Source organism: Chitinophaga sp. SVR4-12A (genome assembly GCF_056754765.1).
This window is the reverse complement of record NZ_JBPGWP010000002.1, coordinates 318,441-330,726: the sequence shown is the minus strand read 5'-3', so window position 1 is coordinate 330,726 and position 12,286 is coordinate 318,441. Positions and strand designations below refer to the sequence as shown.

General features: G+C 50.8%; 12 protein-coding genes. 4 read left to right on the top strand and 8 right to left on the bottom strand.

Annotation, left to right across the window (positions count from 1 at the left end; translation table 11 throughout):
- Positions 1-21: 21 nt before the first annotated feature.
- Positions 22-1,089, top strand: coding sequence for an SDR family oxidoreductase (locus ACR9Y8_RS27665; RefSeq protein ID WP_481216537.1), 1,068 nt, complete (start codon positions 22-24; stop codon positions 1,087-1,089).
- On the opposite strand, the gene ACR9Y8_RS27660 is transcribed toward ACR9Y8_RS27665, so the two are convergent.
- Both ACR9Y8_RS27660 and ACR9Y8_RS27655 read right to left on the bottom strand, forming a co-directional pair.
- The gene (locus ACR9Y8_RS27660; RefSeq protein WP_481216536.1) at positions 1,061-1,792 is read right to left on the bottom strand and encodes a YoaK family protein; all 732 of its coding nucleotides are present in this window, start codon (positions 1,790-1,792) and stop codon (positions 1,061-1,063) included. The genes ACR9Y8_RS27665 and ACR9Y8_RS27660 overlap by 29 nt on opposite strands.
- A 7-nt stretch (positions 1,793-1,799) precedes the next feature.
- Complete coding sequence (locus ACR9Y8_RS27655; protein ID WP_481216535.1) at positions 1,800-2,390, bottom strand: methyltransferase domain-containing protein; 591 nt, start codon at positions 2,388-2,390, stop codon at positions 1,800-1,802.
- 101 nt (positions 2,391-2,491) lie between these two features.
- Here ACR9Y8_RS27655 and ACR9Y8_RS27650 point away from each other — a divergent pair, with 101 nt between their 5' ends.
- The 3 genes from ACR9Y8_RS27650 to ACR9Y8_RS27640 all read left to right on the top strand — a co-directional run bounded on the left by ACR9Y8_RS27650 (position 2,492) and on the right by ACR9Y8_RS27640 (position 5,138).
- Positions 2,492-3,208 (top strand): Crp/Fnr family transcriptional regulator, encoded by a 717-nt coding sequence (locus tag ACR9Y8_RS27650; protein ID WP_481216534.1) that lies wholly within the window; start codon positions 2,492-2,494, stop codon positions 3,206-3,208.
- An 88-nt stretch (positions 3,209-3,296) separates the two neighbouring features.
- Positions 3,297-4,406, top strand: coding sequence for a sensor histidine kinase (locus ACR9Y8_RS27645; protein WP_481216533.1), 1,110 nt, complete (start codon positions 3,297-3,299; stop codon positions 4,404-4,406).
- Positions 4,407-4,421: 15 nt separating this feature from the next.
- Complete coding sequence (locus ACR9Y8_RS27640) at positions 4,422-5,138, top strand: LytR/AlgR family response regulator transcription factor (protein WP_481216532.1); 717 nt, start codon at positions 4,422-4,424, stop codon at positions 5,136-5,138.
- A 60-nt stretch (positions 5,139-5,198) separates the two neighbouring features.
- Here the strand turns inward: ACR9Y8_RS27640 and leuB are convergent, their stop codons facing one another.
- From leuB to ACR9Y8_RS27610, 6 genes are all read right to left on the bottom strand, one after another.
- Positions 5,199-6,272, bottom strand: a complete 1,074-nt coding sequence (leuB, locus tag ACR9Y8_RS27635) for a 3-isopropylmalate dehydrogenase (RefSeq protein ID WP_481216531.1) — start codon at positions 6,270-6,272, stop codon at positions 5,199-5,201.
- 44 nt (positions 6,273-6,316) lie between these two features.
- Entirely contained in the window at positions 6,317-7,840 is a 1,524-nt protein-coding gene (locus tag ACR9Y8_RS27630) for an alpha-isopropylmalate synthase regulatory domain-containing protein (RefSeq protein WP_481216530.1), read from the bottom strand.
- Between the two features lie 19 nt (positions 7,841-7,859).
- Positions 7,860-8,456 (bottom strand): 3-isopropylmalate dehydratase small subunit, encoded by a 597-nt coding sequence (gene leuD / locus ACR9Y8_RS27625; RefSeq protein ID WP_481216529.1) that lies wholly within the window; start codon positions 8,454-8,456, stop codon positions 7,860-7,862.
- A 36-nt stretch (positions 8,457-8,492) separates the two neighbouring features.
- The gene (gene leuC, locus ACR9Y8_RS27620; protein ID WP_481216528.1) at positions 8,493-9,902 is read right to left on the bottom strand and encodes a 3-isopropylmalate dehydratase large subunit; all 1,410 of its coding nucleotides are present in this window, start codon (positions 9,900-9,902) and stop codon (positions 8,493-8,495) included.
- 193 nt (positions 9,903-10,095) lie between these two features.
- Positions 10,096-10,818 (bottom strand): DUF92 domain-containing protein, encoded by a 723-nt coding sequence (locus ACR9Y8_RS27615; protein ID WP_481216527.1) that lies wholly within the window; start codon positions 10,816-10,818, stop codon positions 10,096-10,098.
- Positions 10,815-12,254: a DmpA family aminopeptidase gene (locus ACR9Y8_RS27610; RefSeq protein ID WP_481216526.1), complete on the bottom strand. Its 1,440-nt coding sequence runs from the start codon at positions 12,252-12,254 to the stop codon at positions 10,815-10,817. Before ACR9Y8_RS27610 ends, ACR9Y8_RS27615 begins: the two co-directional genes overlap by 4 nt.
- Between the last annotated feature and the right edge of the window lie 32 nt (positions 12,255-12,286).

Genomic DNA, 12,286 nt, shown 5'->3' with positions numbered 1-12,286 from the left:
TGTTCTATCAAAATCACCGCAATGGAAACAAGTACAAAAGACAAGAAAGTGGCCCTGGTAGTGGGTGCACAGGGCGTAATAGGAAGAAATCTCATCGATCACCTGCAGACACTGGAAGGCTGGGAGATCATCGGCCTTTCCCGCAGGGGCGGCGTTTCAGGCGGCAAGGTACAACAGCTGGCCGCAGACCTGCTGGACCCTGAGAGCCTGCGGCAAATCTCTCCTGCATTCAAGGAAGTGACACATATTTTTTATGCCGCTTACCAGGACCGACCCAGCTGGGCCGAACTGGTGCCTCCCAACCTGGCTATGCTGGTGAACGTAACGGAGGTCGTAGAAGCGGTAGCTGTTAACCTGCAGCACATCAGCCTGATGCAGGGATATAAAGTGTATGGCGCCCACCTGGGGCCCTTTAAAACGCCTGCAAGGGAATCAGACGCCGGTCATATGCCGCCCGAGTTCAATGTAGACCAGCAGGAGTTCCTGGAAGAGCGCCAGCAGGGCAAGCAATGGACCTGGTCTGCCATACGCCCTTCTGTGGTAGGCGGCTTTGCCCTTGGTAATCCCATGAACCTGGCGATGGTGATCGCCGTATATGCGTCTATCTCCAAAGAGCTGAAACTGCCGCTGCGCTTTCCCGGGAAGCCCGGGGCTTATGACAAGCTGCTGGAAATGACCGATGCCGGGCTGCTGGCCAAGGCAACGGTGTGGGCCGCCACTGATCCGCGCAGCGCCAACCAGGCGTATAATATCAATAACGGCGATCTGTTCCGCTGGAATGAGCTTTGGCCTAAAATAGCCGCCTATTTTGAGCTGGAAGTGGCGCCGCCCCTGCCTATGTCGCTGAACACGGTAATGGCAGACAAAGAGCCCCTGTGGAACAGCATGATGGCTAAATACGGCCTGCAGCACAGCTATGGGGAAGTGTCTTCCTGGGGTTTTGGCGACTTTGTATTTTCCTGGGATTATGACATGTTCGCGGATGGCTCCAAGGCCCGCAGGGCCGGTTTCCATGAATACGTGGAGACGGAGAGTATGTTCATGGGCATTTTTGACGACTTCAGGAAGCGTGGGGTGATACCAAGGTAAGGATACGGCGAAACCTTATACGGAAAGCATCATAGCACATGGCGATCACCAGTATTGCGGCGGGTATATAAAAAGCATGGCAGGCCATTCTTAAGAATGCATAGGCGCCGGCTATCCCACCCGTCAGAAAGGAAGCGATGATCACCAGCCGCAGGGTGATCTTCTTTTTGATCCCCTGCCTGTGCTGGGAGCCTGCTGATAAGGCAGCATACAGCTCGATGCCAAGGTCTGTGAACATACCGGTTAGATGTGTGGTGCGTACAACAGACCCGGAGATCACCGACACCAGGGCGTTCTGCATCCCCATGGCAAAGAGCAGACCACCTGCAAAATATTCTGTGCGGGCAATTGAATGGTCGAATGTATACCCAAAAGCGCCAGCCTGCAGCAAGATCAGTACTTCGATGCTCATGGGCAGTGTATACGCATATGTTTTATTCCGCCCGGCCTTAGCGATCAGGAAGCTGGTAAAGAAAGCGCCCGCCAGGAAAAGCAATAACCACAATATTACCATACGTGCTGCCCGCCATTGGCCGATGGCCAGCTGCTGGGCTAAAAGGGCGGCATGGCCGGTCACGTTGGTGGTAAGCACTGCAAACGCCAGGAAACCTGCCCCGTTTACCATGCCGGCAGTCAGGCACAACAGCACTGCCAGCTGCAGATTATGGCGATACGTTCTTCTTTGGCCCCGGTGACGTAGCATAGCTCCTTTAAGGTTTGATCCACATTTTTAAAAGGAAATCTGTCGATGCGTCTACCAGCTGAAAACCAGGCGGTATCTCATCTTCCAGGCTGTGGAAGGTGACCAGCCGGGTGCCGCCTGGTTTATTGAGCAGGGCCTTGTACAGGTAACGGCAGTAGTAGTGATACAGGCTGGTGGAATAATCGATCTTACGATCGATCCGGTCGTTGTCATCCAGGTTTTCGTAAAAGGCGTTATAAAAATAGAAGTGGTCGTACTCATCCAGCTTCAGCTGTGTGAAATTGCCGTACAGGAATGTGGCATTCATGGTCTGGGTGGCTTCTTTTGCTGCGCTGGCATAATTACAGAGATCCTGGCGCTGTTCAATGCCGTAAAATGATACTTCAGGATAGAAATGCGCACCAATCAGGCAAAATTTACCGACTCCGCTGCCGATATCCAGGATCTTCTTTCCCGGCTCCTCCGCCAGGAAGGCTGCCGCCTTCTTAGCCACTCCCATAGGTGTCCAGTGCCGTCTTGACAGCCGCTGGATCTGCTCAGGGTACAGCCAGTCGAAGGCACTGTCAGAAGTATAGCAGCCTGGTGTTGATATTTTCATGCTACAAAGCTACCTTTGATTATCATAGAACGCGCTGCAATTTTTCAATTAAAAAACTGCAGAAAATCAATTTCCCAAAGGCCACTATTAGCATTTGCAATATGAGCATAGCCGGCATCTTTCCGATAGATAAATGGAATTTTAAGTCGCAGTCCATTCTGACGACCCTTCCCGCAGAAGATTACCATCGCCTTTGCGCCCACATGAGCATCCAGCAATACGATAAGGGAACCGTACTTTTCCGTGAAGGGACCATGCCCTCAGGCATATTTTTCATTAAAAAGGGAAAAGTAAAAAAATACCTGGCCGACCGGGACGGGAAGGAACAGATCATTTACGTAGCCAATTCAGGAGAACTGATTGGCTACCACGCCATACTGGACGAAGGACGCTATCCGGACTCCGCCGCCACCCTGGAGGCCAGCGAGGTGGCCTTCATACCCAAAGAGGATTTCCTGGAAACACTGGCGCAATCACCCGTGCTTTCACAACGGCTGCTTAAAATGCTGAGCCATGAGTTCACCGTTCTGTCCAATAGTATTTCTGTATTTGCACACAGGTCTGTAAAAGAAAGGCTGGCCATCGCCCTCATCGTGCTGCGGGAAAAATTCAAAGAGGGCGCCTCGCCGGGAGGCCCGGTAGTACTGGAGATCTCCCGGAGTGACCTGGGCAGTATGACAGGTACGGGCAAGGAAAATGTAGTACGCTTCCTGAAAGAGTTCAAAGAGGAAGGTATACTGGATACGAAAGGCAGAAAAATATTCATTTATGATGTAGGGAAGCTGATCAGCCTTTCAGGTATGAGCCATGTAAAGTAACGCAGCTTATCAATTATTTGCTGCTATTCGTGTATCAGCCCAGCCATATAGCAGAAAATTTGCTTATTTTAAGCAAGATACTGGTCGTATGGAGAGAACCACCCAAAACTGGCTGTTTAAGTATAAGCTTTATCATATCCCTTTCTGGTGCCTTTACCATTACCTGTGGTGGACGGTAGCCCTGGGCAATCCCCTGAAGGCGGCAGATTCCATATTGTTCTCCGTAGGGGCTGTCAAATACGGCTTTTATGTTGTTTTCCAGGCCATCACCGTTTATTTCAACCTGTATTTCCTGATGCCCCGTTACCTGGAAAAGAACCGGTTCACGCTGTATATCATCACCCTGCTGATCACCATCCTCTGCGGCGCTTTGCTGATCGTTCCGGGATACTATGCGGTTGCCCTGCTGTCTCATGGTACCGTGCAGGAAGTCTACGGTAAGGATGCCTGCTTCTTCGGCTTCTTTGGTAATGCGCTCCCTTCTACCGTGGCCAGCATGACCCTGGCCATGAGCATCAAATTGAGCAAGAATTGGATCCAGACCAAAAGAAGACAGCAGCTTTTGGAAAAAGAGAAACTGGAAACAGAGCTGCAATTCCTGAAGTACCAGTTCAACCCGCACTTCCTGTTCAATACCATCAACTCTATATTTTTCCTCATTCATAAGAACCCTGATATGGCTTCGGCCTCACTGGCCAAGTTCTCAGAACTGCTGCGCTACCAGCTGTATGAATGCAATGATATCCAGATCCCTTTAAGCAAAGAGATCGCTTACCTGGAAAATTTTATTGAACTGGAAAAGCTGCGGCGCAACGATGACATTGAAGTGGATTTCCAGGCAGCGCTGCAATACAACAGTCACCTGGGCATTGCGCCGTTTATACTCATGACCTTTGTGGAGAATGCCTTTAAGCACGTATCTACCGACAGCGACCGGACCAACCGGATCAAGATCTCACTGGAACTGAATGAACAGCTGCTGCATTTCGAGATCATCAACAGCACAGCGGCTGCCGCACATAAAGATGTGGTGAGCTATGGAGGGATAGGCCTGCCTAATGTACAACGCAGGCTGGACCTGATCTATCCCGGACAATACCAGCTGGATATACAACATGATCATCACCGCTTTGCCGTTACACTGCAGCTGCAGCTGTCTGAACTCGTGATGGCGCCGCCCGCGGCAGCGCTGGCCTGATTTAAAGCTTATACCATGTTAAACTGTGTAATTATAGACGATGAGCCATTAGCCAGGGAAGGAATGGCGAACTATGTAAAGGAGATCGATTTCCTGCAGCTCAGCGGCACCTGCGTGAACCCGGTAGAGCTGGTGCAGCTGCTGGACAGGCAGCCGGTAGACCTGATCTTCCTGGACATCCAGATGCCTAAAATGGACGGCATCGAATACCTGAAGATCACGCCCAAACCGCCCATGGTGATCATCACCACGGCATTCCCCAGCTATGCGCTGGAAAGCTTCCAGCTGAATGTACTGGATTACCTGCTGAAGCCTATTACCTTTGATCGCTTCTTTAAAGCAGCCAACAAAGCGAAAGACTATCACCAGCTGATCACCAAAGCAGCAAACGATAAAACGGCTGCAGGCTACTTCTTTATCAAATGCGGGAACAAATACGAGAAGATCTATTTTTCCGACATCCTCTATATACAAGGCCAGCAGAACTATGTAACCATCTACACGCATAAAAGCAAGTACATGACGCTGCTGAACCTGAAGGACCTGGAGGAAAACCTGGACAGCCGCTCCTTCATCCGCGTGCACAAATCCTACATCGTAGCCATCGATAAGATAGATAGTATTGAAGGCAACGAAATCTTCATACAATCTTACCGTATCCCTATCAGCCGGAATTACCGGGAGCATGTGCTGCAGCAGGTAGTGAGCAGTAAGTTATGGGACCGTACCTAAAAAGTAAAAGCGTTACCCGCAGGCAACGCTTCTATAACAATTGTAAGTCTAAAATAAAGCCTAGAGAAATTTCAAAACCTCTGCGCCAATCGCCTCAGTACCCAGGATCTTATCTGCAGGGGTAGACTGATCTGCAATATCCCTGGTGCGGAAACCAGCCTTCAGCACTTTATCTACCGCATTGATCACCGCTTCTGATTCAGCTTTCATGCCAAAAGAAATATCCAGCAGCAGCGCAGCAGAAAGAATAGAAGCCAGCGGGTTGGCTACTCCTTTACCGGTGATATCGTGTGCAGAACCATGGATAGGTTCGTACACGCCTGTACCATCGCCGATGGAAGCGGAGGCCAGCATACCCATAGAACCGGCTATCTGGGAAGCTTCATCGGTGAGGATATCGCCGAAGAGATTAGCTGTTACCACCACGTCAAAACGGCGCGGGTCTTTGATCAGCAGCATGGCGGTAGCGTCTACAAACTGGTGCTCTACTTCAACATCCGGGTATTCCAGCGCTACTTTCTGCACTACTTCCCTCCACAGCCTGGATGTTTCTATTACGTTTGCTTTGTCTACAGAGCAGAGCTTTTTCCTGCGCGTTCTGGCGGCTTCGAATGCTTTGCGGGCAATGCGCTCAACTTCAAAGCGGCTGTATTCTGCAATATCAAAAGCAGTATCGCCATCGTTCTTCCTGCCTTTTTCGCCGAAGTAGATATCGCCGGTCAGTTCACGGAAGAAGAGGATGTCTGCGCCTTTCAGAATTTCCGGCTTGATGCTGGAAGCGCCCAGCAGCTCATCAAACAGCTTGATGGGACGCAGGTTGGCATACAGGCCCAGTTCTTTGCGCATTTTCAGCAGGCCTTGTTCCGGCCTTACTTTGGCGCTTGGGTCATTATCATATTTGGGATGGCCTACCGCGCCAAAGAGTACGGCGTCTGATTTGCGCATCTTCTCCAATGATTCGTCGGGCAAAGGGTTGCCGGTTGCTTCAATGGCCACGTGCCCGATCAGCGCTTCATCATACGTGAAGGTATGACCGAATTTAGCGGCTATCTTATCCAATACCTGCTTGCCCACTGCAGTCACTTCCTGCCCTATTCCATCGCCTGGAACAATTAAAATGTGTTTGCTTGCCATGCTGTTGTTTGTTGAAATAAAAAAAATGTATGCACTTGCCCCTGTTATATCAGGTTCAGCATTTTTTGCGTTGCCTTGATGGCGGATACCGTCTGATCGCTATCGAGCCCCCTGGTTTTGAACTCCCGGTTATTATAGCTCCAGGTAATCACTGTTTCACACAGGGCGTCGCTCTTACCGCCGGGAGGGATCCGCACAGCGTAGTCTGTAAGCCCGGGCAGGTCCTGCTTCCGTTTCTTGTACACTTTCTTCAGCGCATTCATGAAAGCGTCGTATTGTCCGTCGCCCTGGGAATGCTCTTCAAACACCTCTCCGTTTACGGAGATGCGCAGTGTTACGGAAGGCTTCAGGTTCTTTGAATGAGTGAGCACATAGTTTTCTATGCGCACCTTTTCAGAGATGGTATTACTGTCCAGTATATCAGAGATGATATAGGGCAGATCGGCCTGTGTAACCACTTCTTTGCGGTCGCCCAGCTCGATGATGCGCTGGGTCACCTTTTTCAGGTCGGTATCTGAGAGTTGGATGCCCAGCTGCTGCAGGTTGTTTTCTATATTGGCTTTGCCGCTGGTTTTACCCAGGGCATATTTGCGCTGACGCCCGAAGCGTTCGGGCATCAGGTCACTGAAGTAAAGCTTGTTCTTTTTGTCGCCATCTGCATGGATGCCGGCTGTTTGCGTGAACACATTCTCGCCCACCACCGGTTTGTTCACCGGTATGCGGAAGCCGGAGAAAGTTTCCACCAGTTTGCTTACGCTGTATAAAGACGCTTCTGCCACAGCGGTCTTCACCTCGGGCATGAAATCGTTCAATACAGCTATGGCGCTGGCCAGGGGCGCGTTACCGGCCCTTTCTCCCATCCCGTTGATGGTAAGATGGATGCCATGCGCACCGGCTTTTACGCCTTCCAGCACGTTGGCGGTGCCCAGGTCGTAATCGTTGTGCGCATGAAAATCAAAGTGTGTTTTAGGATAGCGTGCTACGATAGCAGAGATATACTCATATGCTTCTGATGGCACCAGTACGCCTAAAGTGTCTGGCAGCATCACCCTTTTTACGGGCTGCTGCTGTAAGAAATCGAGGAACTGGAAAACATAGTCCCGGGAATGGCGCATACCATTGCTCCAGTCTTCCAGGTAGATATTACATTCCAGTCCCTTTTTCTTTGCCAGCGCCAGCACGGCGGCAACGTCCCCGAAATGCTGTTCCGGCTTTTTCTTCAGCTGGTGAGTAAGGTGATTGAGAGAACCTTTGGTGAGCAGGTTCATTACCTTGGCGCCCGCCTGCTGCATCCATTGTACAGAAACATCCCCGTCCACAAATGTCAGCACCTCTACCCTGTTCAGGAGCCCATTGGCCTTTGCCCATTTGGTAATGGCCTTTACTGCAGCTAATTCACCATCGGAAACGCGGGCAGAAGCCACTTCAATGCGGTCTACCTTTACTTCGGTCAACAACAGCTGGGCAATGGTCAATTTTTCGGAAGGTGAGAAAGACACGCCATTGGTCTGCTCACCGTCGCGAAGGGTGGTATCCATTATCTCTACATATCTCTGTGCCACGGACATAATACTTCGGGGGGTGTTATTAATAGATGCTCTTTGCAGCGAATGCCTGGATATCTGATTTCATCGCCTGCAGATAGTCGATATCATCATAACCGTTCATCAGGTTATGTTTTTTGTAGCCGTTGATCTCAAAGGATTCGCTTTCTCCTGTAGCCAGGATGGTAATGCGCTGCGCTTCGAGGTTCACTTCCAGTTCTGCCTTGGGATCTGCTTCTATAGCGGTGAAGATCTTGTCGAGGAACTCGGCGCTGATCTGTACGGGCAGGATGCCGATGTTCAGGGAGTTGTTCTTGAAGATGTCTGCAAAGAAGCTGGACACCACGCAACGGAAACCGTAGTCGTAGATGGCCCAGGCCGCGTGCTCACGGCTGCTGCCGCTGCCGAAGTTCTTACCGCCTACCAGGATCTTGCCGGAGTAGATGGGATTGTTCAGCACGAAGTCTTTTTTAGGGCTGCCATCTGACTCGTAACGCCAGTCGCGGAACAGGTTATCGCCAAATCCTTTACGTTCGGTTGCTTTCAAAAAACGGGCAGGAATGATCTGGTCGGTATCCACGTTCTCGATAGGCATAGGTACCGCAGTGCTCCTCAGTATAGTGAATTTATCGTAAGCCATTTTTGTATAGTATCGTTTATAATTTTAAAAAGTGAATTACTCCGCCATCAGCGCCCTGGGGTCAGTTACCACCCCTGTTACGGCGGCTGCAGCAGCTACCAGCGGGCTGGCCAGCAAAGTTCTTGCGCCGGGCCCCTGTCTGCCTTCAAAGTTGCGGTTGCTGGTGCTCACGGCATATTTACCGGCAGGGATCTTATCGTCATTCATGGCCAGGCAGGCAGAACATCCGGGCTGGCGCAGCTGGAAGCCGGCTTCGGTGAGGATGTCCAGGATGCCTTCATCCCTGATCTGCTGTTCTACGATATGTGATCCGGGAACGATCCATGCTGTTACGTGATCCGCTTTTTTACGGCCTTTTACGATGGAGGCAAAGGCACGGAAATCTTCGATGCGGCCGTTGGTACAGCTGCCGATAAATACGTAATCCACTTTTTTACCCAGCATCTCGTCCTGCTCATGGAAGCCCATGTAATTGAGCGACTTTTCATAGCTGGCCTTGCTGCCGCCAGCTTCTGCAGCAACAGGGATATGTTTAGTAATGCCCATACCCATGCCCGGGTTGGTACCGTAGGTGATCATGGGCTCAATATCGGCGGCGTTGTATTCGTATTCCATATCAAATACAGCGCCTTCTTCTGTTTTCAATGTTTTCCAGTAAGCCAGTGCTTTGTCCCAGGCTTCGCCTTTGGGTGCTTTCTCCCTGCCTTTGATATAAGCAAAGGTGGTTTCGTCAGGGGCGATCATACCGCCGCGGGCGCCCATCTCGATGCTCATGTTACAAACGGTCATACGGCCTTCCATGCTCATGTTCTCGAATACTTCACCTGCAAACTCGATAAAGTAACCGGTAGCGCCTGCTGCGGTCAGCTTTGAGATGATGTAAAGCACCACGTCTTTGGGCAGCACGCCCTTACCCAGTTTGCCGTTCACCTTGATACGCATTTTCTTCGGCTTAGGCTGCATGATACATTGAGAGGAAAGCACCATTTCCACTTCAGAAGTGCCTATACCGAATGCGATAGCGCCAAAAGCGCCGTGGGTGGAGGTGTGAGAGTCGCCGCAAACGATGGTCATCCCCGGCAGGGTGATCCCGTTCTCGGGGCCTACCACGTGCACGATACCGTTCTTGGGATTACCCAGGCCCCAGTGGGAGATGCCATATTTGGCAGAATTGGTTTCCAGCGCTTTCAGCTGGTTGGCAGAAAGCGGATCCTGCACGGGCAGGTGCTGGTTTATAGTCGGTGTATTATGATCTGCTGTAGCAAATGTTTTTTCGGAGAACATCACTTTCAGTCCCCGGTTCTCCAGTCCCAGGAATGCCACCGGGCTGGTCACTTCATGAATAAAATGCCTGTCGATAAAGAACACATCAGGACCGTCTTCTATCTTCCTGACCACGTGGGAATCCCATACTTTGTCAAATAATGTAGCGGGTGCTTTACTCATTTTTCATAATTTAAAAGGTAACAGCAAAATTCTTAAAATATATCCACAATTTTTGATCTTTTTTCACAAATCCTCTAAATAGGGACAGTTGTCAGTTGTACGTCGTCAGTTGTCAGGTGAAAGGTAAGACCTAAGCCTAACTACCTGATAACTTACAACTTACAACTGACAACTTACAACTGACAACTTACAACTATAGCCGGTGACTAAACATCAAAGCCAGCAGCGCGCCAGTGAGCGTGTTCAGGAAATTTACCCCATCATTGCCGATATAATGCTTTCGCTCCAGCGAAGCCCCCAGCAAGGAATCTGCCAGGTTGCCCAGGATCCCGGCCAGGGTGATAAAAAGGACGGCTGTTCCAACACCAGCAATGGCCGCGTGGATCAGCGCTATCAGCAAAGCGCCTGCAGCGCCCAGCAATGTTCCTTCCAGGCTAACAACGCCATCCAGTCCGCGGGGCTCCTTCTTAAAAGTGAGGATGTTGTAGGTATTACGGCCGTATACCATGCCCAGTTCAGAAGACAAGGTGTCGGCAGTGGCAGCTGCCAGGCTGGCGGCCAGCATCATGGTATAGGTAGCTGTAGCGGCCGGGTTAATTAATGCCAGCAGGGACAGCAGCGCAGCCATACCGCCATTGGCCAGTACCTGTCCGGCGTTTCGTGCTTCGGGATGCACCCCTTCCGGCTGCAGTCTTGCTTTCAACTCTTTACGATGGGAGGTGGCCAGCGTACCCAGGATAAAAAAGGCTGCCAGCAATATGATACCGGCGTGACCGGTACCCGCAAATACCAGGAGGCCGGTGAATACAGCAGTGATCCCGCCGCCGAGGGTCAGTTTCCGCGCCCGAACGCTGACTACAGCTACGATGACCAACAGCGTCAATATTATTAAATAAGATCCAAGCAATATGCTCATTTCACGTTCTTTTTATATACCATTTCCATTGTGCCGCTTGCGATGGTGACTTCCTGTTTTTCGCGGTTAAACACGATCCTGGCAAAGTCGCCTTTTAACATAAATACATCTTTACTTACCGGGAGCAATTCCCTGGGAACAGCCGTTTTATCCCTGGCCCAAAGCAGCTTACCATCTTTGCTGCTAACGATCACCGGCCTGGCCAGGGTATTTGTATATACGCCGCTGTAGGCATCCAGCAGCTCCTGCGGCGGGCGGATAGTGGCATCCGGCTTTAATTCTTTTTTAGGGATCTCCTTAATATATTCCTTCATGAATGCCTTCACCCTGTCATGTGGCAAGGCGTATGCTGTGTTTCCATAGATGCCTTCCATGGTTTGTGCAGCCGTCATGGCGTTGATGATCGCCTCTTCCGTGCTTTGAATGGTAGCCTCGAACAAGGGGTCTATCCATTCATTGGGTAATTGCTGTACCGTACTTACACTATCTGCGACATAGGCTTTTTCATTAGCCGTAGAAAACGCCAGGAAGATATCGCCGGAGGTATTATGGCCCTTCCCTCCTGTGAGCCCAATGCCAATAGGCACGCGCTGGGCTATACGTTTTAACTGGTGTGGCAGCAAAGGTGCATCCGTTGCGATCACCACAATGATAGAGCCCGTGCCAGGCGTGTAATTATCCGGTCCGCCGTAAAAGCGGTAAGGTAAAGTATCCCTTAGTAATTTGCCTACCGGCACGCCTGTAATGGTCAGGTCTTTTTTAGCACCGAAGTTGGACTGTACCAGGGCGCCGACGGTATACTTTTTCCCGGCAATGTTCACTATTCTTGAAGCGGTGCCTGTGCCGCCTTTAAAGCCCAGGCACATCATGCCGGTGCCGCCGCCTACATTGCCCTCTGCAATGGGGCCGCTTTTAGCGCTGTCCAACGCGGCAAATACATGTTCCTCCTTTACGTGGAAGCCCAGTATATCATTCAGCATACCGTCGTAGGTTTCTGCCACTACGGGCAGTCCCCACCACAGCTCATTCTCTTTAAACCATTTGCGGGTGGCCACCCATTTCAGCACCGCATCCCTGGTAAGGCCCACACTATTGGTATTGGTGATCATCACCGGCGTTTCCAGGAAACCGGATTCTTCCAGCCAGGTGGTGCCGGTCATCTCGCCATTACCATTCAGCGTATACCAGGCTGCATATACAGGATTATGGCGGTTACCTCTCGGCAGTATAGCGGTAACGCCTGTACGTACTGCCCTGGCGCCGTCGCCTTTTACGATAGTGCTGTAGCCTACTTCTACGCCGGCTACGTCTGTAATGGCATTATAAGCACCGGGCTGCCCTTCGAAAGGGATGCCCAGGTCGCGCGCCCTTTCTTTTTGCTGGGAACGTACAGGGCCAACAATGATCAGCAGGAGCATCACAAGATAATATTTCATATGGATGAGGCATTAATTCCATTAAATCTATT

Excerpts from the sequence above, each read along its gene's own strand:
- ACR9Y8_RS27655 (WP_481216535.1), bottom strand. The coding sequence starts at position 2,390 with ATGAAAATATCAACACCAGGCTGCTATACTTCTGACAGTGCCTTCGAC.
- ACR9Y8_RS27665 (WP_481216537.1), top strand. The coding sequence starts at position 22 with ATGGAAACAAGTACAAAAGACAAGAAAGTGGCCCTGGTAGTGGGTGCA.
- ACR9Y8_RS27645 (WP_481216533.1), top strand. The coding sequence starts at position 3,297 with ATGGAGAGAACCACCCAAAACTGGCTGTTTAAGTATAAGCTTTATCAT.
- leuC (WP_481216528.1), bottom strand. The coding sequence starts at position 9,902 with ATGAGTAAAGCACCCGCTACATTATTTGACAAAGTATGGGATTCCCAC.
- leuB (WP_481216531.1), bottom strand. The coding sequence starts at position 6,272 with ATGGCAAGCAAACACATTTTAATTGTTCCAGGCGATGGAATAGGGCAG.
- ACR9Y8_RS27630 (WP_481216530.1), bottom strand. The coding sequence starts at position 7,840 with ATGTCCGTGGCACAGAGATATGTAGAGATAATGGATACCACCCTTCGC.
- ACR9Y8_RS27660 (WP_481216536.1), bottom strand. The coding sequence starts at position 1,792 with ATGCTACGTCACCGGGGCCAAAGAAGAACGTATCGCCATAATCTGCAG.
- ACR9Y8_RS27650 (WP_481216534.1), top strand. The coding sequence starts at position 2,492 with ATGAGCATAGCCGGCATCTTTCCGATAGATAAATGGAATTTTAAGTCG.
- ACR9Y8_RS27615 (WP_481216527.1), bottom strand. The coding sequence starts at position 10,818 with ATGAGCATATTGCTTGGATCTTATTTAATAATATTGACGCTGTTGGTC.
- ACR9Y8_RS27640 (WP_481216532.1), top strand. The coding sequence starts at position 4,422 with ATGTTAAACTGTGTAATTATAGACGATGAGCCATTAGCCAGGGAAGGA.
- leuD (WP_481216529.1), bottom strand. The coding sequence starts at position 8,456 with ATGGCTTACGATAAATTCACTATACTGAGGAGCACTGCGGTACCTATG.
- ACR9Y8_RS27610 (WP_481216526.1), bottom strand. The coding sequence starts at position 12,254 with ATGAAATATTATCTTGTGATGCTCCTGCTGATCATTGTTGGCCCTGTA.